This window comes from Flavobacterium sp. JAS (assembly GCF_020991455.1).
Classification (GTDB): Bacteria; Bacteroidota; Bacteroidia; order Flavobacteriales; family Flavobacteriaceae; genus Flavobacterium.
In genome coordinates this window covers 65,440-89,908 of sequence record NZ_JAJMOX010000002.1, presented here as the reverse complement: position 1 = coordinate 89,908, position 24,469 = coordinate 65,440, and the positions used below count along the sequence as shown (strand labels likewise).

Below are 24,469 nucleotides of genomic sequence, written 5' to 3'. Positions count from 1 at the left end.
CACTTTATGATTTGAAATTTTATTATTTGTTTTTAATTTGTTCGCTGTACCACCTCTTCGATTACCTCGATTTTATTTTGATAATATTTGTAGGTTTCCAACTGCGCTCTAAATGGGGCATGATGATTACGAGGCTTATACTTATTATCTAATTTATAGGAATGATATCTCACTTTTACATTCCCTTTCCATGCGATGTTGAAATTATCTATTAGTTCTTTCTTGATTTCAAGATCATAAATTGGGCAAGTTACCTCAACTCTTCCGTCAAGGTTTCTGGTCATAAAGTCGGCAGACGAAATGTAAACTTCGGTTAAACCGGCATTTCCAAAAATATAAACTCTTGAATGTTCCAGATAGTTATCAACGATACTAATGGCTTCTATGTTTTCGCTCATTCCGGGAATTCCGGGAATCAACGAACAAATTCCTCTTACCTGAAGCTGAATTTTTACTCCGGCATTACTAGCCTCATATAATTTATCGATCATTTTAAAATCTGATAAGCTATTCATTTTTAATTTGATATGTGTTTTTCTACCTGCTAATGCGTGCAGAATCTCACGATCAATTAATTTAACGAATTTCGATCGGGTATAATGTGGTGATACTATTAAATGCTTGTATCTGTGTACTCTATAATTGATATCGAAAAATTCGAATATTTTAGAAATGTCTTTCAAAATTCCCTGATGGCAGGTAAAAAGCGTAACATCTGTATAAATTTTAGCGGTTGCTTCATTGAAATTTCCTGTCGAAATAAATCCGTATCGACGTGTTTTTGCGTCTTCAACTCTTTCTATTACACATATTTTACTGTGAACTTTTAAGCCTTTTATTCCAAAGATAAGATCGATTCCTTCGGTTTGCATTTGCTCTGCATACGAGATGTTTGTAGCTTCGTCAAAACGCGCCTGAAGTTCGATTTGAACCGTTACTTTTTTACCATTTTTAGCAGCATTAATCAAAGAACTAATGATTTGCGAATTCTTTGCCAAACGATACAGGGTAATTTTTATACTTGTAACTTTTGGATCTAAAGCGGCTTCACGCAAGAACTTTGTCAAATAAGAAAATGACTGATATGGTGCGTGTAATAAATAATCTTTTTTATTGATTTTTTCCAGAATACTTCCGCCTAAACCCAAACCAGGAATTGGTAATGGCTCATTTGGTTTATACAGCAAATCGTATCTTCCTAAATTTGGAAAACTCATATAATCACGGCGATTGTGATATCTTCCGCCGGGAATTATACTGTCTGTTTCTACGATTTTCATTTTATCCAGGAAAAACTCCAGTGTATCTTCTTCAATTAAATTGTCATAAATAAAACGAACCGGTTCTCCTATTCGTCTGTCTTTTACTGATGTTGCAATTTTCTCCAGCATACTTTTGCTCAAATCACTATCAATATCCAATTGCGCATCACGCGTGATTTTGATCATGTGTGCAGAGACACTTTTATAATCGAAAATATTAAAAATATTTCCCAGATTATAACGGATAACATCATCTATAAGAATGACATATTGTTTTTCATCATTTGATGGCAGGACAACAAACCTGTTTATTGTTTTAGGAATTTCGATAACGGCGTAGCGAATTTCATTGTTTAAATTCATTTCGAGACGAACTGCCAAATAACCTAATGTATCTTTAAGAACAGGAAATTCGGCCAGATCATTCAAAATAATCGTTACCAATTCCGGACTTAATTTTTGAACGAAAAAGTCTTTTAAATAACTTTCCTGATCTTTTGTAATTTGATCTTCGTTTATGATAAATATATTTTCGGCTTCAAGTTCTGCTTCGATATTACTTAAAATACGTAAACTTTCTGATTGCTGCTGAATAACAATCTCGGTAATATCCTTGATTAATTGATGAGCAGAAACTCCTCCTAAATATTTTTCGCCGGAAATTCCAGAAAGACTCAACCTTCTAATCGCAGCATAACGAACTCTAAAAAATTCATCTAAATTATTGGAAAAAATTCCAACAAAACGCAACCTGTCTAAAAGTGGAACTGTATTATCTGCAGCTTCCTGAAGTACTCTTGCATTAAACGCTAACCAACTTTTTTCTCTATCGATATATTTCTGTTCGTACACTGGTAATTTATTTTAAATCTTTGGGGAAAATTGTTTTATGGGTTTTACCTTTATTAATGTTGTCCCAACTTTCTGCATCAAATTGTAATGACACAAAGCCGGAAGTAGGAACATTTTCGATAAAAACATCCCCAAATTTATTAACAAAATTTGTAATAGCCTCGTTATGTCCAAAAAGAATAACGCTATCTAAACTATTATCACATGATTTAATAACCTTCTCGAGTTGTCTTTCATCAAAGGTATAAAGGTCGTCTTTATAAACGATACTTTCAATAGGATATGAAATATTTTGAGCAAAAATAAGTGCAGTTTCTGTGGCTCGAGCAGCAGGACTACTCCATATTATATATGTTTTTGGCAGAAATTTTGAAATATGTGTTGATACATCATGAGCATCCAAAATCCCTTTCTTCATCAAAGGTCTATCGAAATCTTTTAAAGGAGCTTCCCAACTTGATTTTGCATGCCGTATTAAAATTAAATTTTTCATAAGCCTAAGGTTTAGAAACCTCCTTATGGAGGCTAATCTTTTATTTAAGTTCTAATTTACAAAAGAAATTCTAATACTCTCCCATTTTTTATTTCTGTTAACAATAAATGAAAGTTTTAGAAAGAAAAACGCTTGGACAGACTCGTAGCAAAGTTTTATTTCGATAAAATTAAATACACATTCTTAAACGGAAATAGTGCAATCAATACAGATAAAAAAGAAGAACATTTAGATTTATCGAAAGAATTTACCGCAAACAAATATTTCCTAACAAATTCTTTTATAAGGCATTAAAGAATAATTAATAAAAAAATCCTTATTTTTGAATAAGCGAATACATTTACTTTTTTGAAGTTTCTTCATTCAAAAATCCAAGAGTAATAATTAAAATAATAAATATCTACTTATGAGAACAAAATTATTTTTCTTCGTCATCATGTTTGTCACAATTACAGGATATGCCCAACAAGATGCACAATTTACCCAGTATATGTACAACACAATAAATATAAATCCTGCTTATGCCGGTTCTCGTGGCGCTCTAAGTATTTTTGCCCTGCATCGTGATCAATGGGTAGGACTTGACGGAGCTCCAAAAACCAATACTGTCTCTGTTAATACTCCAATCAATAATAGTAATTTAGGAATCGGACTTTCGCTGGTGAACGATAAAATTGGTCCAACAAATGAAAATCAGATTTCTGCAGATGTATCTTATACCATAAAAACTTCTGAAACCTGGAAACTTTCTTTTGGTATTAAAGGTACCGCTGATATTTTTAATCTGGACGTTAGCAAATTAAACATCGAAAATCCAAACGATCCTCAGTTTCAAAATTTAGACAATGAGTTTTCTCCTAATATTGGAGCTGGAGTTTATTGGCATTCGGATAATGCATATATTGGTTTATCTGTACCGAATTTTATAGAAACTAATCGCTATGATGATAATGATGTAGCGATCTACAAAGACAAAATAAACTATTACTTAATGGCAGGATATGTTTTTGATCTCTCTTATGATTTAAAATTTAAACCCGCAGTACTAACAAAAATGGTCGAGGGCGCTCCTCTTCAAGTAGATTTATCAGCAAACTTTATGTTTTTTGAAAAATTTACAATTGGCGTCGCCTACAGGTGGAGCGCAGCTATAAGCGCCATGGTTGGATTTCAAATTACTGACGGCTTGTATGTTGGATACGGATATGATAACGAAACAACCAATTTGAAGAACTATAATTCAGGCTCGCACGAAATTTTCCTTCGCTATGAAATCTTCAAAAACTTTGGTAAAATCACGACTCCACGTTTCTTCTAAAAATGATTATTATGAAAAATTATACGCTCCTTTGTCTAACAATCATAAGTACTTTTTCATTTAACTGTTATGCTCAACAATCGAAAGTAAATTCTGCCGATAAAAAATACGATAACTACGCCTATATTGATGCCATAAAAACCTACGAGAAAGTAGCCTTAAAAGGATACAAATCTCAGGAAATGTTTGAGAAACTTGGCAATTCCTACTATTTCAATTCTGATTTTGATGGAGCTGCAAAATGGTATGGTGAGTTATTTGCAATGAATACAAACCCTGAACCTGAGTATTATTACAGATATGCCCAGTCTCTAAAATCAACCGGACAAACTGATAAAGCAAACAAAATTCTGGATGAATTTAATGCCAAATATAAAAGCGATCACAGAGGAAAACTATATAAAGAAGATGTAAACTATCTGGATCAGATTAAAGCAAATACGGGCCGTTATAAAATTGAAGATGCCGGTGTAAATAGTAAATACTCTGATTATGGTTCATTTGTGTACAACAACAAATTATACTTTGCCTCTGCAAGAGATACCGGCAATTTTTCTCAACGAAAACATAAATGGACGGGCGAATACTTTACAAATCTTTATGATGCCGATATTGATACCACAAACAATGGTGCGTCTAAGGTGCGTAAATTCAAAAGCGCCCTGAACAGTAAATTTCACGAAGCTACTCCTGTTTTTACAAAAGATGGTACAACAATTTACTTTACAAGAAATAACTATGTAAATGGCAAAAAAGGAAAAGATGAAAATAAAATTACTCTTGTAAAAATCTACAAAGCGACGCTGAAAAATAATGGAAAATGGGGTAATATAACAGAGCTTCCGTTTGATAGCGACAATTACAGTACAGCACATCCTGCACTTAGTCCTGATGAAAAAACACTTTATTTTGCGTCTGATATGCCCGGAACGCTAGGACAATCTGATATCTATAGAGTTAGTATAAACAGCGGCGGAGGTTATGGTAAACCCGAAAATCTGGGAAAAACAATTAATACCGAGGGAAAAGAAACTTTCCCATATATTACAAATGAACAGGAGATTTATTTTGCCTCTGATGGACACCCCGGTTTAGGTGGTCTCGATGTGTTTGTGGGACAGCTTGAAGATAATGGAACTATTAGCGGGATTCAGAATCTGGGTGCTGATATAAACTCTCCTAAAGATGATTTTGCATATATTATTGATCCGGTTTCGAGGCTAGGCTATTTTAGTTCTAATAAAGATGGTGGTCTGGGTTCTGACGATATCTATAAATTTATAGAAACAAAAAAAATAAAATGCATTCAGGAACTAAACGGAAATATCACCGATTCAAAAACGGGAGCAGTTTTACCTGATGCAAAGGTTACTCTATACGAAGGCGGCTCAACGATTCCTAAAAATACTGTTATTACCGATTCTGCAGGACTTTATTATTTTCCTGTCGAATGCGGCAAAAGCTATAATGTCCGAGCCGAAAAACAAGATTATTCAACTAAAGAAATTACTATAACAATTGGAAAACTAACCGGAAAAACCAGTCTGCCAATTGCTCTAGATCCGTTACTTTGTAAAGTAACAATTGGCGATGATTTAGGAAAATGCTTTAAAATAAAAAGGATTTATTTTGACTTAGATAAATCAAATATTCGAACCGAAGCTGCTCTGGATTTAGAGAAAATATTGATCGTATTAAACGATAATCCTTCTATGAAATTAGAAATTCGCTCGCACACAGATAGTCGTGCATCCTTTAAATACAATGAAGTTTTGTCTAATCGAAGAGCAAAATCTACCGTGCAATGGCTGATTAAAAACGGCATAGCACGTAACAGATTACTCGCTAAAGGCTTTGGAGAAACTCAGCTTGTAAACAAATGCGCCGATGATGTTTCATGTACAGAAGCTGAACATCAGGAAAACAGACGCAGCGAATTTATTATTACTGCACTATAAAAAAGTTAAAATCCAATATTTTTAAATTCCAAATTCCAATGATATTCATTCTATTATTGGAATTTGGAATTTTCTATTTGGAATTTATAAACTTTTGCACAAAAAAAAGTCGTTGCAACTCTTCGAATTACAACGACAAATAAAAACCAACCAGTCCAAAATTTTTCTACATTCTTGCGAATATATTTGTATAATATTTATATCCTGTTTTAGGATCTATAGTTACCGATATTCCAAAATGCGTATAATTTCCTTCTATATTTTCTTTGTGTCCAGGGCTTTCTAACCAAGCTTTTAGTACAGCGTCAGAAGTTCTATAATTATACGCTACATTTTCTCCAACAAACTTAGCTCCAAGCACAGTCATAATATCATTTGAGCGCGAAACAAAACCGTCATGATTAACAGTATTGGTTTCGATCATGTATTTATTATGCTCTTCGCATTCATAAGAAATATGATTGATTTTTTCTAATGCATTTAAACCAATACTTACTCGGTAATTGTTTATTAATTGCATTGTTTCGAGCTCAGAGTCATTATAAGTATAGCTCGTTACTGCTTTTTCAGTTGAAGTATTATTTTCTTTTCCTTCTGCAGTGTCGGCAGAACATGCGTTCATCGTAACAAGCGTTACAATGAACAACATGGTGCGCATAATCTTCTTCATAATCAATAGCAGTTTTTAAAACTTTAAAGTAAATGTTGGGGCAAATTCTTTAAATTTATTTTTAGATAAATCGTTTGGTTTCTTAAATCAAACTTATTTAATTTATCGGTAAACTACAAAATTAATCGATGAACTACATGTTTATTTTACTATATAATATAATTTTCCTACAACTAAGAAGATAATCGCTCAATCTTCCATGAAAAATCAGATTGACTCGTATAACGAATTCTGTCGTGCAATCTATTAGGTCTTCCCTGCCAAAATTCTACCTCAAAAGGAGTTACTAAAAATCCACCCCAGTTTTCAGGTCTCGGAATTGGTTTTCCTTCAAATTCGGCTTCCAGTTTCTTTAAGTTTTCTTCCAAAAATGCTCTTGACGGAATCACTTCACTCTGATGAGAAACAATCGCTCCAAGTTTACTTCCGTCAGGACGAGAGTCAAAATAACCGTCTGAAATGTTTTCAGAAGTTCTCTCAGCAGTTCCTTTAATGATTACCTGACGTTCCATTTCCTGCCAAAAAAAAGACAAACAAACATGAGGATTTGCGGCAATAGCTTTTCCTTTTTCAGAATCATAATTGGTATAAAAAATAAAACCTTCTTCAGAGAATTTCTTTAGTAAAACAACTCTCGATTTCGGGAAACCATCCAAACCAATTGTCGAAACCGTCATAGCGTTTACTTCTCCACTCGCGCCAAAATCTTCGACCTCATGAAACCATCGGTTAAAAAGATTAATTGGATCCTCAGGAATATTAGTTTCTAATAATTCGCTTTTCTCGTAAGACTTTCTATAATTACTTAAATCATTCATGATTGCTGATTTTAGATTGTTGATTTTAGATTTTAGATCTCTGCCCTTTTGATTTTTTAAACTTAGCAACTCAGAAACTTAGTTACTTAGTCTCTTCCAAAATCAAAAGAAACGCCATCATTCCCTAATAAAACACTTGGAAAAATAGTTTCTGCTTCTTCTTTAAAACGCTCAATTCCGTCATATCTTGTAGAGTAATGTCCTAAAACCAAATGTTTAGCATTTGCTTTTAAAGCAATCTTTGCGGCTTCTATTGCAGTAGAATGCAATGTTTTTAAAGCCAAAGCAGCTTCCGATTCCAAAAAAGTAGATTCGTGATACAAAACATCAACATCTTTTATAATCGGGATAATATTCTCGTGATAAACTGTATCTGAGCAAAAAGCATAACTCAATGCAGGAATGGGGTCAAAGGATAATTTCTCATTCTCAATTACAGTTCCGTCATCAAGAGTAACATTTCCTCCCCCTTTTATTTTTTGATAATATGCCGTGTGAATATTGTATTGCTGAACAGCATCAACATTTAGTTTTCTGTCTCCTGGTTTTTCCTGAAACAAAAATCCGTTGGTGTAAACGCGATGTTTCAACGGAATCGTTTTTACAATAACTTTGCTATCTTCAAAAATAACTTCACTTTCTTTAGATTCCAATTCATGATAAAACAACTCATACGTTGTCCATGAATTAGATAATCTTAATTGTAACGTAATGATTTCTTTGATTCCTTTTGGACCATAAATATGTAAATCGGTAGTACGTCCTAAAAGTGCAAAAGTTGAAATAGTCCCAATCAGACCAAAAAAGTGATCTCCGTGTAAATGCGAAATAAAAATGTGATTAATCTTTGAGAATTTAATCTTGTTTTTACGCAATTGCACTTGAGTTCCTTCTCCGCAATCAATCAAAAACATTCTGTTTTTAATCTCTAAAACCTGCGCTGTTGGGTTGGTAATCGTTCTAGGAGTTGCGGCATAACAGCCAAGTATCGTTAATTTCAATTTTATGTTTATTCGTTTATTTGGTGAATCGTTTAATCGCCAAAGATTAAAAATCAGATAAAAATATCGATTAAACAGTTAAACAAATAAACAATTAACCAATTTCTTAAAATCCGAGGTCTCTTTCGATTTCTTCCATGTCGATAATATCGTGTGCTTCCAAAAGTGAAGGAACAACGATTAATTTATCAGAAATAGCATTAAAGTCAAGATCAGAAACTACAATTATAAATGATTTTTTAGCCTTTTTTTGTTGTTTGGAAAGAGGTAAAAAAAGTTTCAGATCTTTCTCAGTCAATCCTGGATCTGCTGATAAATCAATTATAATATTTTGTTTTTCAAAGGTTTTAAACTGCTGCGTCACTTTCTCCAAAAAAGAATTAAAATCTCCCTGGGTATCTTTAATCGTAACGGTATGTCCTTTTTGATCTACTTTCATTTTATAATATATAGGCTCTATTTTCGAGAGCTAAGGTACGAAGTTTTTTGTTTTTAATTTTAGTTTCAAAGTTTCAAGTTTCAGGTTTCAAGTTTCAAGTTTCAAGTTTGTCAAGCTGAACGTCCCACAACGTGAAACCTGAAACCTGAAACAATCTAAAATTACTGAATCTTACTGGCTAAAAGATAAATTACAGCCATTCTGATCGCTACACCATTTTCGACCTGATTCAAAATCACTGAATGATCAGAATCTGCAACTTCAGACGTAATCTCTACTCCTCTATTGATTGGTCCCGGGTGCATGATTACGATTTCTTTTCCAAGAGAATCTAATAAAGGTTTATCAACTCCATATTGTTGTGCGTATTCACGTGTTGATGGAAAGAAGTTTACATCCATACGTTCGTTCTGAACGCGAAGCATGTTTGCAACGTCACACCATTCTAATGCTTTTCGTAAATTGGGTTCAACCGTAACTCCTAGAGATTCAATATATCTTGGAATCAATGTTTTTGGTCCGCAAACCTTAACTTCAGCGCCTTGCATTTTCAAAGCATATATATTGGATAAGGCTACTCTTGAATGCAGAATATCACCTACAATAACTACTTTTTTTCTGGCTACATCTCCCAATTTTTCTCTGATCGAATAACTGTCTAACAAGGCCTGAGTTGGATGTTCGTGTGCTCCGTCTCCGGCATTTACAATACTTGCTTTGACATTTTTAGATAAAAAATAAGCCGCTCCGGGATTGGAGTGGCGCATTACTACCATATCTACTTTCATAGATAGAATATTGTTTACAGTATCAATTAAAGTTTCTCCTTTTTTAACAGATGATTGTGCTGCGGAAAAACTAATAACATCTGCAGATAATCGTTTTTGTGCTAACTCGAAAGAAAGTTTTGTTCTGGTACTGTTTTCGAAAAAAATGTTAGCAATCGTAATATCTCGTAATGAAGGAACTTTTTTAATAGGTCGGTTAATGACTTCTTTAAAATGATCGGCAGTTTCAAAAATTAGGTTAATATCATTCTCGTTGATGTATTTAATTCCTAATAAGTGATTTACGCTTAATTCTTTCATTTTTGTTTCTTTAATATTTATTTTTCAAATTCCTGAATTTTCGAAATATTCAGTTTTTTAATGCTGCTTAAAAAAAGTTGCTTTATTGAACCATTCTGTCTACAACCTCGCTGTAATCCTGCAGATCTCTGTCATCTTCATTGAAAATCTTCTGCCATTTAAAACCCGGGATTTCAATTTTAGTTCTTGCAGAACCATCCCACTTTATTTTAAAATCGTTGTTTATTAAAACTTCGGCAACTCTTTTTCCAACTTCTATAGTAACTGCATCATCAGAATTATCTACTTTCTGAAAAGCAATATACAAGCTTGGATTTTCAATAGCGATTGCTCTTGCTAAATCTTGTTCGTGATAAAAACAATAACCATCAGACTCTATTTCATTTTCCTGCAATTCTCTTTCAACCTCAACTACTTCATATTCACCATCGGTTGTGGTGTAACCTGCTTTGTGAAGCGCAACGATATTATCATCACATAATTCATCAAACGCATTTATTAGTCTTTCAGTATCTGTTGGACTTTTCCATTGTTTACTTTCTGAAAGTAACTTTTGGTATTCTTCTTTTATAGTATCAAAAGCCCATTCCTCTGAGATTTCGTCTTCAAATTCATTGTCTTCGATTTCTTCTGTAATATTTTCCTGAATCTCATCAATAGAATGAAATCCCATTCTGATCTGATTAAAAATTGATTCATAAATAAACGTTTTGTTCTCTGTCATCTTTATTGTTTAATTGTTGATTTGTTAAAATTGTTTAATCGTTTTGTTTTTTTTTGCGATTAAACAATTAACCGATTTAACGATTCAACTAATTCGTTACCAGATGAACAACGTCTTCACCTTCATTTTCTATCCAGCTTACTTTTACTTTTTCGCCATTAATAGCATCTACCTGACGACCGCGATAATCGGGTTGAATTGGTAAATTACGGCTAAAACGTCTGTCGATTAACACCAACAATTCGATTTCTGATGGTCGCCCAAAAGATTGAATTGCGGTTAAAGCAGAACGAATGCTTCGTCCCGTAAACAAAACGTCATCTATAAAAATGACTTTCTTGTCTTCGACTATAAAATTTATTTGTGTTTTATTGGCTTCCAGCGGTTTATCAGTACGACGAAAATCATCTCTAAAAAAAGTGATGTCCAGATATCCCAAAGAAATTTCGGGAACCTTGTATTCGTTTTCTAATATTTGTTTTAAACGTTCAGCTAAAAAAACGCCTCTTGGCTGAATCCCGACTAAAATCGTATCGGAGAAATCAAGATGTTTTTCGATTAACTGACAAGCCAAACGATGGAGTATGATAGTAACTTCTTTTGAATTAAGTAATACTTTTTGGCTCATAATTAAGTGTAATGTTTGGTTGGGCAAATATACGAAATCAGAATTTATTTGTTGGGGTGTTGGGAAGGGAAATATTTATTTTTGATTTTGAGTGGGAAATTGAGATTGGCAAATATATTTTTTGATTGATCTAGTCTTATTTTAATAAACAAAAAAATCTAGTATATCATTTTGCTATTAAAAACATATTTTAGCATAAATTATCAATACTTAACTTTTTCAATAATAAAATCATGAAAAGATATACTTTAATATTCATTTCACTTTGTACAATGCAGTTAATACATGCTCAAGACTATTCTAAATACTACAATAATATTAAAAATATTATTCACCTAAATAAATGCTTAACTGATGATTTTAATAATAAAAACAAAAACATTAGATGCTTAGACGAAAATTTAAACCATACTATCAATAAGCATTTTGATAGTACTAACCCTATCAAGTATGATTCAATAAATCCGGGTAGACTAAATTATTTCCAAACTATATGTGAAGTAAAATATTCTCAAACTGGTGAAATGATTGATTTTAAAATATCAGAATATACAGGATTCGATCCAGTGCTAATCGATCAGTATAAAAACAAAGCGACTGAAACCTTACAATCACTAGCTCAAGTAATTAAAGATAATTACAAACTCGTTTCACCTGCTGTTGATTATAAAAACCAGCCTATAGAATCAATTATTCCTTTAGTAATATCTATTAAAATTGTAAACAATAAAATTTTGTTTCAATATCGATATTTTCCAGATACTTATAATCTCTCAGATTATAATGATTATATCAATGCTAAAGAACTAAAAACATCTTATAATCAAGTCTATGAAAAAATTGAAAAGAGTTTTGATAAAGATTTCCAACCAATTGCTAAAAAAAACAATATCAAAAGATGCTATGCCCATTTATATTTTGAAGTTTCAGAAAATGGAAAAATTGAGAATCTAAAAAATATACAGGATGGTGACAAAGTTTTTGAAAATTACTTAAAAGAACAATTTCTAAAAAATCTTAATGAAATAAAAAAAAATATTGTGATTGCAAAATTATTGGATGGAGAAAAAACTAGAAAGACATATTTAATGTCGTTTCAATATGGCTTTAAAAAATAAATGATTTACATAGACAAAAGCACATTTCCTCATTGTTATATTGAAGAAAAGAAATTTGACTGGGGAGAACCATACGATGACATAACGCCAATTTTTAATTTATCGATTGATCCGGATTTATCTGATATTGAATTTACAATTGAGGTATTAGGCAAAAATAATTTTAAAATTAATTTAGGGAAGTTGTATAATATTCTCGTTAATAGAGAAGAAAATGAGCGCATAGAAAATTGTAATATATCAATTTCAAATCGCGAATTTCTATTAAATAATATCAATACATATCTAAGTGCTAATCTAAATAGTACTCCTCCCTGGAATAAACATTATGGAGAAGATCTTGAGAATACTTATGAAAGCCTTCATCTGGAATCAATAGAAGAATCAATAAATAGAAAACTATTATTAGATAGAAGGGATTATTAATTGCATCAAAATATTTATTACAAAAACCTATTACCAGAATATGACCAACTTAATTAACCAATTGAAAAAACTAAAAATAACAGGAGGAATTATATGGTTTTTAGAACTCATTCATAGAAAAGATTATTTAGCTACTAAACTAGATCATTTAAGAACTCTAAAACACGGAACCGTTGGTCGTGAAGTGGCAGAAATGTTGGACAGTAAACAATATAGATTAATTCCAAAATTTGAAAATCATGATCTAAAACACATCGTTTTAGAATATGAAATGACAATGAAAGATGAGATCAAAATGCAAGCATATTTAATTGGAAATGGTAATTTTACTTTTCCTTGTTTAATATTCTTTTCTTTAGCCGTATTTTATCCTAAAATTTGGAAAGATTTATTTAAAGAATATCAAAATGGAAAAATTTCAAAATCAATTCATTTTCTAACTTTAGACAATTGTATGGAACTTCAATTGATAGATATAAAAAATGAATATGGAAGAAAAAATAATCCATTTTAAAACCATTAAAAATGAAAGTAAAAGTCATAGGAATCCCAGTCCAAGATCAGGAAAAGGCATTACAATTTTATACTACAAAATTAGGTTTTATTAAAAAACATGATGTTCCTTTAGGCGAAGGCAACAGATGGTTAACGGTAGTTTCTAAAGACGAACCAAATGGAGTTGAAGTTTTATTAGAACCATCACCAAATCATTTTGAACCTTCAAAAACATATCAAAAGGCATTGTTTGAAGCCGGAATTCCCTACACGCAATTTAATGTTGATAATCTTCAAGAAGAATATGAAAGATTGATTAGTCTTGGTGTTGAATTTAGCATGATTCCAACCGAAATGGGGAATGTGAAAATTGCGATTTTGGATGATACTTGCGGCAATAAGATTCAGCTTATTGAAATGATCTAACTATTTATCTCCATACGTAGACTGGATTAAAATCCAGCCCTACAATATATAGGTCGAACCTTCGGTTCTTTTTGAATGTCTTTTATATTCTCAAGCTGGTGGCTAATCAAAATCATAGAACTTTCCCATAAAATTGTATAACACCTTTTTTGTTGTTTGAAGTAATTTTAATCTACAATAATTAGAATACTGGATTCTTATTACAAAACTTAAAACAGCAAAATCATGCAAAAGATAATTACACGTTTGTTAATGGTATTTGTTATACTATTTTCATTTACAAGTTGCGAAGTTATAGGAGATATTTTTAAAGCCGGAATGGGATTCGGAATCTTTATCGTCATCTTTATAGTTGCGATTATTATTTTCATCTTCGCCAAGATATTCGGCAATAAGTAAACATAAAAAAATCCCGATCACAAAGCGATCGGGATTTCTTCTTATTATAAATTGAATATTACAAATTGTACATTTTCTTTCTTAATTCCTGAACTTTTTCATCATCCAGATATTCATCAAATGTCATATAACGATCAATTGCTCCGTTTGGTGTAAGCTCTACTACTCTATTACCAACAGTTTGTGCAAACTCGTGGTCATGCGTTGTGAAAATTACTGAACCTTTGAAGTTTTTTAATGAGTTGTTGAAAGCCGTAATAGACTCCAAATCTAAGTGATTTGTTGGCTCGTCAAGCATCAGGATATTTGCACGCTCCATCATCATTCTTGATAACATACAACGTACTTTTTCTCCTCCTGATAAAACGCGGCTAGTTTTTAGAGCTTCTTCCCCTGAGAAAATCATTTTCCCTAAGAATCCTCTAATAAATACCTCATCGCGCTCTTCTTCTGTTTTTGCGTATTGACGTAACCAATCTACCAATGTCAAATCGTTTTCAAAGAATGAATGATTTTCTGCCGGTAAATAAGCCTGATTTGTTGTTATTCCCCAATCAAAAGTTCCTGCATCAGCATTTTGCTGACCGTTTAAAATTTCGTAGAAAGCTGTTGTAGCACGTGAATCTTTAGAGAAAAGAACGATTTTATCGCCTTTTGCCATATTCAGGTTTACTCCTTTAAACAAAAGATCACCTTCTACTGAAGCTTCTAAATTTTCAACATTCAAAATCTGATCTCCTGCTTCACGATCCTGATCAAAAATAATCGCTGGATAACGACGGCTTGAAGGCTTGATGTCTGAAATATTTAATTTAGAAATCATCTTTTTACGAGAAGTTGCTTGTTTTGATTTTGCAACGTTCGCACTAAAACGACGAATAAATTCTTCTAATTCCTGTTTCTTTTCTTCTGCTTTTTTGTTTTGCTGTGCACGTTGTTTTGCTGCCAATTGGCTAGACTCGTACCAGAAAGTATAGTTTCCTGAATAGTGATTTATTTTTCCAAAATCAATATCAGAAATATGTGTACAAACCGAATCTAAAAAGTGACGGTCGTGAGATACTACAATTACTGTATTTTCATAATTTGCCAGGAAGTTTTCTAACCAAGAGATGGTTTCAAAATCCAAATCGTTGGTAGGCTCATCCATAATAAGCAAATCCGGGTTTCCAAAAAGTGCCTGCGCCAAAAGCACACGTACTTTAATTTTTCCCTCAAGATCACCCATTAAAGTATAATGGTGTTCTTCGTTGATTCCTAAGTTCGATAACATCGAAGCGGCATCAGAATCTGCATTCCAACCGTTCATTTCTTCAAACTGAACCTGAAGTTCTCCAATTCTGTCTGCGTTTTTATCGTTGTAATCTAAATAAAGTTCATCCATTTCTTTTTTAACAGCATACAGCACTTTATTCCCCATCAAAACGGTTTCCAAAACAGTATGCTCGTCGAACATATTGTGATTTTGGTTCAAAACCGACATACGTTTTCCCGGCTCTAAATGAATGTGTCCGGAAGTTGGGTCGATATCGCCCGAAATGATTTTTAGAAAAGTAGATTTTCCAGCACCATTGGCTCCAATAACTCCATAAATATTTCCGTGTGTGAATGTGGTATTTACTTCGTCAAACAAAATTCGTTTGCCAAATTGAACTGATAAATTATTGACTGTTAACATGAATGTCTTTTTAATTAATTTGGTGCAAAAGTAGTGAAAAAGGTTCTAAGTTGCAAAGGTGCTAAGGTGCTAAGTTTTTTTATTGTGGGCGTTTATTTTTTACCATATAAGTCATATAAGTTCATTTAAGCCAAACTTAATAACTTACTTTGGCTAAAAAATTAAATCATATAAGTTTTATAATACTTAAACTAAGCTTATAATCACTCATATGACTTATATGGTTAAAAAGAACTATAGCTTACTTTCTTTCTCTAAAGCGACTTCCAGACTTTTATAGTTATTTAAAACTTTTGCGATCGAACCTTCTTTGTTAAGTATAAAATGCGTTGGAAAGGCATTTAAATTCAAGGTTTCGTTCATATACGTTTTCATGTTTGGAATAACGGAATATGACAATGGTTTTCTTGCTAAAAATACTTTTAATTGTTCTGGAGTATCTTCGGCTAGACTTATGAAAAGTATGTCTTTTCGGTCTTTGTATTTTTCTGTTAAGTGATTTACTTCGGGAAATTCTTTAATGCAGGCGGCACAATGAATATACCAGCATTTTATGACTATTATTTTCCCTTTCATAGTTTCGTTTGAAACCAGATTTCCGTTTAGGTCTTTAAACGAGAATTTAGGAAAAGGTTTTCCTTCCATTTCAAAATTCTTTAAGGCATCAAAAGCTTCCTGATTTATGGTGGCTTTTATACTTGTATCTGAATTTGGCTGAATTTTAAACAGTTTATAATAGTAAATTGAATCCTCGGCCTTTAGTCGGATTGGAATGTAATTTCCGTTTGTTAATTCATTTAGAAAGGCTTCTTTTGAAATTTCATTTGAATCTGTATCAAGTGCTACGTAATCTCTGGAAAGCATGATATTTTTGCTTTGATACGTCCACCAATCACTGAATTTATTTTGAACTTGGCTTGGATCAACTTCCGAATTTCCGAATTTGGTTTGGCTGAAAATTGTAGTGGAAACTAGAAATGTTATTAGAAAAATGATTGACTTCTTCATGAATATTTTATACGATAATTGGGATTTCAAAAATACTTAAATTTATTTTAAAAACATTCACCTAGATTTACCTATATTAGCTAAAATTCTGATTAAAAATGATATTCCCTTTTCAATTTGAAATCTTTGAAAAAACCTTTTACTGGCATTTTATATTTGAAACTTTAGCTTTTTTTATTGGCATAAGAATCTATTATTTTCTGAAGAAAAGAACACAAGACCCTATATCAGATATTAATCGTTTAATTATAATGATTGGTGCTATGATTGGTGCTTTAATAGGATCAAGATTTATTGCTTTATTAGAAACTCCGTCATCAATTACCCATCAGACTTTTTTAACGTTATATCAAAACAAAACAGTTGCAGGAGGATTTTTGGGAGGGTTATTTGGCGTTGAAATAATAAAAAAAATAATTGGAGTAAAAATCGCTTCGGGAGATTTATATGTTATTCCAATTATTGTAGCATTATTTATTGGCAGAATTGGGTGTTTTTCCATGGGAATTGCAGAGCCAACTTATGGCAACGAAACTACCTTTTTTACAGGAATGAATTTAGGTGACGGCCTGCAAAGACATCCTGTTGCTTTGTATGAAATGTTATTTATGATTTTTCTTTTTGTTTTATTTCAAAGTATAAAAAATAAAAATTTGATTAATGGAGATCGATTTAAACTCTTTATGGTTTTATATTTTTTATTTCGATTTTTAGTAGAATTTTTAAAACCATACCAACCTTTATTTCTTAATTTAAGCAGTATACAATGGAGTTCGATTTTAATTTTTATTTATTATTGGAAGTTTCTCTGCCGAATATTTGCTTATCAATACAAAGAAAATCTTATTTCTTCACTTTAAATATAATAGAATGAAAACTCGTGATTACATATTTTACGATTACACTAAAAGCCTTTGTCCTCATTGTTTAGCCCTTGTAGACACTAAAATTGTTTTTCAGGATGATAAAGTCTGGATGTTAAAACATTGCAAAACACATGGCGAGTTAAAGTCGATGATTGCAGATGATGTTAACTATTATAAGCAACTTCGTAATTACAATAAACAATCTGAAATGCCTTTAAAATTCAATACAAAAGTGCATTATGGTTGTCCGTATGACTGCGGACTATGTACAGATCACGAACAGCATTCCTGTTTGACGATTATTGAAGTTACAGATCGTTGTAATTTAGCCTGCCCTACTTGTTACGCCAGCTCAGCTCCAAACTACGGCAGACATCGCACATTAGAAGAAATTGAAAAAATGTTTGATACTGTTGTAGCAAACGAAGGTGAACCGGATGTAGTCCAGATTTCAGGAGGAGAACCAACTGTGCATCCTGAGTTTTTTAAAATTTTAGATATTGCCAAAAGTAAACCTATCAAACATTTGATGGTAAATACAAACGGTATTAGAATTGCAAAAGACATCAAATTTGTGGAGACACTTGCTACCTATATGCCCGATTTTGAAATTTATTTGCAATTTGACAGTTTTAAACCCGAAGTATTGGAAAAATTACGTGGTGAAGATTTAACCGAAGTACGCAAAAAAGCTATCGAACATCTAAATCATTTTAATATTTCGACAACCTTGGTTATCACACTTCAAAAAGGAGAAAATGACGATGAAATTGGTAAAATAATAGAGTATGCTTTACAACAAAAATGTGTTCGTGGTGTTACTTTTCAGCCTACACAAGTTGCCGGCAGAAATGATAATTACGATGATATTTCAGGAAGAATAACCCTTACAGAAGTCCGTAGAAAAATTTACGAACAAGCTCCTCTTTTTACTCCACAGGATTTAATTCCTGTTCCTTGCAATCCAGACGCTTTATGTATGGCTTATGCACTAAAAATTGATGGAGAAGTTTTTCCTATGACCCATTTGATTAATCCGGAAGACCTGTTGAATAATTCGAAAAACACAATCGTTTTTGAGCACGACGAAAAACTAAAAACACATATGCTCAATTTATTCAGCACAGGTATTTCTGTAGATTGTGCCGAAGGTGAATTTAATGAATTAATGTGTTGTTTGCCAAGAGTTCAATCAGACACCTTAAATTATAATAACTTATTTCGAATTTTGATTATGAATTTTATGGATGCTCATGATTTTGATGTTAGGGCGGTTAAAAAATCATGTGTTCATATTGTAAGTGATAAAATGAAAATTATTCCGTTTGAAACTATGAATTTATTCTACAGAGATAACAAAATTGAAAAAATAAGAGAAAAATTAAATGTTTAATAAAACTATTAAAATATGGATATGGAGAGTTTAGTGTTTTTGGGATTTATTCTGTTGGCGATGTTTTTAATTGGCCTTGTTGGTTTAATTTTTAGCAAAGAAAACAAAAAGTTTTTTTTAACACTTTTGTTGATTCCTATAATCATTGTTGTAATAGGATTTGGAACATGCGTAGTCATTATGAGTAATCTATAATTTAAATTTTATATGGGAGAGTTTTTAGTTTTAGCGGGAGGTTTGACTGCTTTTATAAGTGTGATTGCTTTTTTAGTTGGAATAGGTCGTTTGATATTTATATCAGACGATAAAAAAGTTTCATTAAAAATTATTCTATACTCCGTTATAGCTTTTATAATTGGTTTTGGTACCTGTGCTGCCAATTTTTCGTTGGGCAATATGCATTAATAAAAAAAACCTGGCAATTAAATTGCCAGGCTTAGAATGCTCTCCTTCAGGTGAAAACCAAATAACAAATCACCTGAGTTCGATGCATTTATTCGAAATAAAAATTAGATTAAAAAATAAATAACCAAACTCAATTTTAACCGTTCCAATGTTTTATTTCTATTTTTTTATTCATTGTAATAAACCTAGTTTAAGAAGTTCATTACTTTGAAAGATTTTGTTTTTCCTGCTTTGTTTGTTACAACAACTAAGAACAATTGTTTCGTTGAGAAACTTTGATCTTGCAGCAGAATTTCTTTATTATTCTGAATATTTTTATGACTTACTAAAGTTTGTCCAAGGATGTTAAATACATCAACCTGAGCGATCTCTTCGGTGTCATTTGTAACTGATAATGCATTGTTTTTAAAATACGCTATCGTTGCACTGCTTTTTGAAGGAACAGCATCAAGCGCTAATGTTTTTGCTGTTGATTGTGAAGCAAAATAAGCGGCATAGGCTTTAGATAATTCAGATGAATTACCACAAGAAGATGCATCCCAGTTTACAGACCAAGTCATTAAACCTCTTAAAGAAGGATACGGTCCGCCTGGCTGCATAGTGTATGTTCTTCCTGTAAAAGTGGTTCCGGTTCTTAAATAATGCATAGCACTAATTCCTTCTGTCGGTGTTAAATAACCGCTTCCTGCTGCACTTGGACAAGCTGGTAATGCAATAAGAACTTTTGAGGCTGGTAAACCATCAAAATGCATTCCTGTTGTAGCAATGTTATACCCTTTTATTATCATATCAGTTAGGGCTGTTACCATGTTTGCTTTTTTAGCTGAACCATAATATTGACCATCTAATCCGTTTTCTCCACCTGTATTATACAATTGTACTGCTAACAAATCCAAATCATTACGCAAGTTTTGAATGATTGGTAAGAAAGAACCAAAAGTATCTGTATAGGTAGAATATCCTCCTTGTACGTATTGTGTTTCCGGAGCTGCAGTTAATAAAAATCCAGGGCCATAGTAAGCTTTTAATTCTTTGAAAGCATCTACTACGTTTTTTAATCTTGGATAAGCAGAAATACCCGCATAAGAAATATCTCTTAAACCTCCTGCATTAAAATTCATCGATCCGCCTTCAAAATCAATATCAACTCCATCAAATTGATACTCGTCAATAATTGCTTTCAGACCATTAACAAAAATATTTTTTTGAGTTACATTGTCCAAAACAACATGACCATTTTGACCTCCAATAGAAACAATAACAGGAACGCCGCTATCTCTTAAGGATTTTATATCATTTTTCAACAATTGCTTATTGAAAACACCATTGGTCAAATATCTAGTATCATTTGTAGTTAATATTGGTGTATAACCATCACGATTAACGGTTTCTACGAAAGAATAATCAACTACGTTAAACTTACTTCCCACCATTTGAGAAAAATATAAAAATGGAGCACCAGTATTTTCCCAAGAATGTGCATATCCTAAAATAATTTTAGATGGAAGCGGAATGAATCTATTTGTGCTTACCGGAGCAATTTTAATGGTATTGTTTAATGTAGTTACACCAGATTGATTATCGGTTGCTTTGATTACAACTGGATAATCCTGATATCCAGATGGTGTAAAATTATACGTATAAGTATTATTTGTACCTGCTGTCATGTTAAATGTACCTCCATTTATTGTAATAGTAACACCTGAAACTGATCCGTTACTATCAACAGCTGTAACCGAAATTGGCACAACCTGAAAAGTACTTTGGTTTACTGTAGTATTCGATGGTGAATTCCAAGTAATTACAGGCAATGAATTAGGACAGTTTGCACCTGAACAAGTTAATGTAAAACTATATGTTTTTGCATCTGTTGTTCCGTTTGATGCAGTAGCCGTAACGGTTAAGGTATGACTAAGCGAAAACTGATTTGCTGCTGGTGTCCAAACCGATGTATAAGTTCCAGAAGAATTGGTAGCACTCAAGGTTTGTCCATCTAAACTAAATACAACAGATGAGATTGTAGTGGCATCAGCAGCACTTAATCCAACACTTGCAACAAAATTAATTGCTGATCCTAAATTTATAGCAATCGCCGAAGCTGTTGGCGCTGTAATGGTAACCACTGGCTTAGTCGTAACCACCGCTTGTCTGTTAAAATTATAAACTGTTGAAGTTGTTGGAACTGCAAAGTTGGCTAAGTTATTTGGGTAGTAAGTTACATCACCATTTTCCCACGCATTTAATTTCAAACTTAAAATTTGTGTATAACCTGCTACAACTGCATTATCGAAAGTATAATTTCCTGATGCATCTGTTGTTGCTAAAACACTTTTCCAGTTATGTGTACTATCTGTCCAAGGTAAAACGATTTCTACTTTTGCTCCAGCAACCGGAGTTGTTCCGTTTTTAACTGTTCCGCTAATTAAGTTTGCCTGAACTTGTGCTGCTTTTGCAGTAGAGCTTGTATTAAAGTTATAAACTGTTGGATTTGCAGGAACTGCAAAGTTTGCCAGATTATTTGGAAAATAAGCTGTTTCTCCGTTTTCCCAAGAGTTTAATTTTAAACTTAGAATTGTAGTATATCCAGCTACAACTGAATTATCAAAGCTATATTTTCCTTGTGCATCTGTTGTTGCAAGAACGCTTTTCCAGTTGTGTGTGCTATCTGTCCAAGGTAAAACGATTTCTACTTTTGCTCCAGCAACCAGTACCGTACCATTTTTAACTGTTCCGCTGATTTTATTTGTTGGAGTTACAATAACATCCTGAGCAAAGTTTAATGTTTTGTTGGCCGTTAGATTCGTGTAAACTGTTGAAGCCGGAGTGTATGTTTGTCCTGCTAAAGCTGCAGTTACAGTGTAATTTCCGCCTGATGGTAAATTAGCAATTGTATAAACTCCGCTTGAATTTGTTGTTGCAGTAAAAGTTCCTCCTGTTGAAGTTGCTATAACTGTAACTCCTGAAACCGGAGTTGTTCCGTTAAGAACTGTTCCGCTTACTGTATAGTATACAATTGGCGCACCTTGAGCAAAGTTCAACGTTTGATTTGCACTTATTGCATTATAAACTGTTGAAGTTGGCGTATAAGAGAATCCTGTTTTTGCAGCTGTAAGGGTAAAGTTAAGTCCGGCTGTTAAACCTGCAACGCTGTAAACTCCGCTTGCATTTGAAGTCGCAGTTAAAACTGTTGCTCCTGAAGTTGCCGTAACTGTTACACCAGAAACTCCTGTTGCTCCATTAAGAACTGTTCCGCTTACTGTATATGTAGGCTGAGATCCGTTAATGATTACTCCTGTTTGATTAGTAGTAACATTTGTCAAAGTTACAGGCGTAAAAGTATAAGCAGCTTTTAACGCTGTAAGAATATAATTTTGTCCTGAAGTCAGGTTGCTGAATGAAAAATTACCTCCTGTAGAAACCACAGTTTGCAATACTACATTACTTGCATTACGCAATTCAACAGTTACATCCGGAACTAAAGCTGCTCCGTTTTTTACAGAACCTGCAATACTTACTGTTCCAGGAACTACGCTTCCAAATGAAGTATCAACCTGATTCAATAATGAATTTGCAATAGAACCTCTTGTATCCTGAGATAATTCCCAAACCATACCTCCGGCAAGATTTTTCGATTTAATATATTGTACTTTTAAATCCATTGATTGTTTATCTTCATAAGAGATAAACTGTTTTAAAGTGGCATTGTACAAATAAGGAACTTTTGTTGTATTGTCAAAATACCTTACCCATCCTGCAGCTGCTGCAGTTGGTGTAACCTGCATTGTAGTTGGATCTAAATAAGCGTGAGAATTCGTAACTGGATTTCCAACAAGATCGCAAATTTCGATACTTCCTGATTTTTCACAAGCGGCTGGACCGTCCCAAGTTCCTGTTGGATTTTGCGGATTTGTACATCCTGCAACAACATCTCTTGGAGCTGAAACGAATAATCCTGGAAAATTTGGATTGGTTCCGTTATTGGCAACGTGATCAAATTTCTTTCCGTAGAAAGGTAATCCCATGATTAATTTATTCGCAGGAAAACCAACAACGTTCAAATATTGATTTGTTAATTCGTCTAATGATTCTGATTGTGTTGCGCCATAAAGTGGATCATTTGTGTTTCCGCTGGCATATAAAGGTGCATTGTAGCATGTTTTATCATACCAGTTTCCACCAAAATCATATCCAAAATACGTGATGTAATCACAATAAGTCGAAATATCTTCTGTCATTCCGTATTGCGCTCTGTTTGATGGCCCTAAATATTGTTTGGCAACATTTCGAACATTGTTTCCGGCAGCAATCGAGATTAATTTATTTGGCATTGCCTGACGCATTGCTTTCAATAAATACACTAAATTTTTGTTGTCATCCGGGCTGTACTTTTGCGGAGGAATTGGTGCTCCGTTAATCACCTCGGTACCGTCTGTTCCTCCAGAAAGAGGATATTCCCAGTCAATATCGAATCCATCAATAAATGGATATTTGGTAATAAAGTTTGCCATATCTGTAGCTAAAGCAGCTCTTGCAACTGGACTTGCTGCAATTGGAGAAAGATCCTGACCTTTTGTCCATCCTCCAACAGAAATTAAAATTTTAAGATGCGGATACTTTTCCTTAAGTTTCATTAAGTCATAAAAGTTTCCTTTTACAGGAGCATCCCATGGAATTCCACCTTCCATATGCTCAAAATCAGCATATGAATCCAAACATAACAACTTTGTATTCTCCGGATGTGCAGGATCGAAAGTTGTTCCATAAAAAGAATAATTCAAATGCGTCAATTTACTTCCGTCTATCTTGGGAATATTAAAATCCCGGGCATAAATGGCCCATTGCGCATAGTACCCTACTACTTTTTTACCGTGAGCTGGTTGGGCTAACGCGAGTAAGGGAAACAGTAACAAAAAAAGCAATCTGTAATAATGTTTCATAATTAAATTAATATTGGTTAATAAAAAGAAATATTCCAATCACAATAAATTACATACCGCAACTCTG

The 24,469-nt window shown here is 32.9% G+C and carries 22 protein-coding genes; 10 read left to right on the top strand and 12 right to left on the bottom strand.

Annotated features, from left to right (window positions below):
- Positions 1-32: 32 nt before the first annotated feature.
- The gene (ppk1, locus tag LPB88_RS02655; protein ID WP_230712245.1) at positions 33-2,114 is read right to left on the bottom strand and encodes a polyphosphate kinase 1; all 2,082 of its coding nucleotides are present in this window, start codon (positions 2,112-2,114) and stop codon (positions 33-35) included.
- A 7-nt stretch (positions 2,115-2,121) separates the two neighbouring features.
- Positions 2,122-2,607 (bottom strand): histidine phosphatase family protein, encoded by a 486-nt coding sequence (locus LPB88_RS02650; RefSeq protein ID WP_230712244.1) that lies wholly within the window; start codon positions 2,605-2,607, stop codon positions 2,122-2,124.
- Between the two features lie 406 nt (positions 2,608-3,013).
- Here LPB88_RS02650 and LPB88_RS02645 point away from each other — a divergent pair, with 406 nt between their 5' ends.
- Both LPB88_RS02645 and LPB88_RS02640 read left to right on the top strand, forming a co-directional pair.
- Positions 3,014-3,925, top strand: a complete 912-nt coding sequence (locus tag LPB88_RS02645) for a type IX secretion system membrane protein PorP/SprF (protein WP_230712243.1) — start codon at positions 3,014-3,016, stop codon at positions 3,923-3,925.
- A gap of 11 nt (positions 3,926-3,936) precedes the next feature.
- Positions 3,937-5,883 carry an OmpA family protein gene (locus LPB88_RS02640; protein WP_230712242.1) on the top strand — a complete coding sequence of 649 codons (1,947 nt, stop codon included), beginning with the start codon at positions 3,937-3,939 and terminating at the stop codon, positions 5,881-5,883.
- A 166-nt stretch (positions 5,884-6,049) separates the two neighbouring features.
- Here LPB88_RS02640 and LPB88_RS02635 read toward each other — a convergent pair whose 3' ends face one another.
- The 7 genes from LPB88_RS02635 to pyrR all read right to left on the bottom strand — a co-directional run bounded on the left by LPB88_RS02635 (position 6,050) and on the right by pyrR (position 11,251).
- The gene (locus LPB88_RS02635; protein WP_230712241.1) at positions 6,050-6,553 is read right to left on the bottom strand and encodes a CAP domain-containing protein; all 504 of its coding nucleotides are present in this window, start codon (positions 6,551-6,553) and stop codon (positions 6,050-6,052) included.
- A gap of 173 nt (positions 6,554-6,726) precedes the next feature.
- A complete protein-coding gene (gene pdxH / locus LPB88_RS02630; protein ID WP_230712240.1) occupies positions 6,727-7,371 on the bottom strand; it encodes a pyridoxamine 5'-phosphate oxidase in 645 nt (214 codons plus the stop codon).
- A gap of 86 nt (positions 7,372-7,457) precedes the next feature.
- Complete coding sequence (locus LPB88_RS02625) at positions 7,458-8,372, bottom strand: ribonuclease Z (protein ID WP_230712239.1); 915 nt, start codon at positions 8,370-8,372, stop codon at positions 7,458-7,460.
- A 106-nt stretch (positions 8,373-8,478) separates the two neighbouring features.
- Positions 8,479-8,811, bottom strand: a complete 333-nt coding sequence (locus LPB88_RS02620) for a ribonuclease Z (protein WP_230712238.1) — start codon at positions 8,809-8,811, stop codon at positions 8,479-8,481.
- Positions 8,812-8,972: 161 nt separating this feature from the next.
- Positions 8,973-9,899 (bottom strand): aspartate carbamoyltransferase catalytic subunit, encoded by a 927-nt coding sequence (locus LPB88_RS02615; RefSeq protein ID WP_230712237.1) that lies wholly within the window; start codon positions 9,897-9,899, stop codon positions 8,973-8,975.
- Positions 9,900-9,981: 82 nt separating this feature from the next.
- Complete coding sequence (locus LPB88_RS02610; protein WP_230712236.1) at positions 9,982-10,623, bottom strand: hypothetical protein; 642 nt, start codon at positions 10,621-10,623, stop codon at positions 9,982-9,984.
- Positions 10,624-10,711: 88 nt separating this feature from the next.
- Complete coding sequence (pyrR, locus tag LPB88_RS02605; RefSeq protein ID WP_089353902.1) at positions 10,712-11,251, bottom strand: bifunctional pyr operon transcriptional regulator/uracil phosphoribosyltransferase PyrR; 540 nt, start codon at positions 11,249-11,251, stop codon at positions 10,712-10,714.
- 233 nt (positions 11,252-11,484) lie between these two features.
- On the opposite strand from pyrR, the gene LPB88_RS02600 reads away from it, so the two are divergent.
- The 5 genes from LPB88_RS02600 (at position 11,485) to LPB88_RS02580 (ending at position 14,115) form a co-directional block, all read left to right on the top strand.
- A complete protein-coding gene (locus tag LPB88_RS02600; protein WP_230712235.1) occupies positions 11,485-12,369 on the top strand; it encodes a hypothetical protein in 885 nt (294 codons plus the stop codon).
- The gene (locus tag LPB88_RS02595) at positions 12,370-12,795 is read left to right on the top strand and encodes a hypothetical protein (protein ID WP_230712234.1); all 426 of its coding nucleotides are present in this window, start codon (positions 12,370-12,372) and stop codon (positions 12,793-12,795) included. It abuts the gene before it with no gap.
- A gap of 61 nt (positions 12,796-12,856) precedes the next feature.
- Positions 12,857-13,309, top strand: coding sequence for a hypothetical protein (locus tag LPB88_RS02590; protein ID WP_230712233.1), 453 nt, complete (start codon positions 12,857-12,859; stop codon positions 13,307-13,309).
- A gap of 11 nt (positions 13,310-13,320) precedes the next feature.
- Entirely contained in the window at positions 13,321-13,716 is a 396-nt protein-coding gene (locus tag LPB88_RS02585) for a VOC family protein (RefSeq protein ID WP_230712232.1), read from the top strand.
- A gap of 225 nt (positions 13,717-13,941) precedes the next feature.
- The gene (locus LPB88_RS02580; RefSeq protein ID WP_165902304.1) at positions 13,942-14,115 is read left to right on the top strand and encodes a hypothetical protein; all 174 of its coding nucleotides are present in this window, start codon (positions 13,942-13,944) and stop codon (positions 14,113-14,115) included.
- Positions 14,116-14,173: 58 nt separating this feature from the next.
- On the opposite strand, the gene LPB88_RS02575 is transcribed toward LPB88_RS02580, so the two are convergent.
- Together LPB88_RS02575 and LPB88_RS02570 are read right to left on the bottom strand one after the other, a co-directional pair.
- Positions 14,174-15,793: an ABC-F family ATP-binding cassette domain-containing protein gene (locus LPB88_RS02575; protein ID WP_230712231.1), complete on the bottom strand. Its 1,620-nt coding sequence runs from the start codon at positions 15,791-15,793 to the stop codon at positions 14,174-14,176.
- A gap of 234 nt (positions 15,794-16,027) precedes the next feature.
- Positions 16,028-16,801, bottom strand: coding sequence for a TlpA disulfide reductase family protein (locus LPB88_RS02570; RefSeq protein WP_230712230.1), 774 nt, complete (start codon positions 16,799-16,801; stop codon positions 16,028-16,030).
- A gap of 98 nt (positions 16,802-16,899) precedes the next feature.
- Between LPB88_RS02570 and LPB88_RS02565 the strand changes: the two genes are divergently transcribed.
- From LPB88_RS02565 to LPB88_RS02555, 3 genes are all read left to right on the top strand, one after another.
- A complete protein-coding gene (locus LPB88_RS02565) occupies positions 16,900-17,661 on the top strand; it encodes a prolipoprotein diacylglyceryl transferase (RefSeq protein WP_089353911.1) in 762 nt (253 codons plus the stop codon).
- A 10-nt stretch (positions 17,662-17,671) separates the two neighbouring features.
- The gene (locus tag LPB88_RS02560) at positions 17,672-19,060 is read left to right on the top strand and encodes a radical SAM protein (RefSeq protein WP_089353912.1); all 1,389 of its coding nucleotides are present in this window, start codon (positions 17,672-17,674) and stop codon (positions 19,058-19,060) included.
- A gap of 207 nt (positions 19,061-19,267) precedes the next feature.
- Complete coding sequence (locus LPB88_RS02555) at positions 19,268-19,465, top strand: hypothetical protein (protein ID WP_230712229.1); 198 nt, start codon at positions 19,268-19,270, stop codon at positions 19,463-19,465.
- A gap of 185 nt (positions 19,466-19,650) precedes the next feature.
- On the opposite strand, the gene chiA is transcribed toward LPB88_RS02555, so the two are convergent.
- The gene (gene chiA / locus LPB88_RS02550) at positions 19,651-24,402 is read right to left on the bottom strand and encodes a T9SS-translocated chitinase ChiA (RefSeq protein ID WP_230712228.1); all 4,752 of its coding nucleotides are present in this window, start codon (positions 24,400-24,402) and stop codon (positions 19,651-19,653) included.
- Between the last annotated feature and the right edge of the window lie 67 nt (positions 24,403-24,469).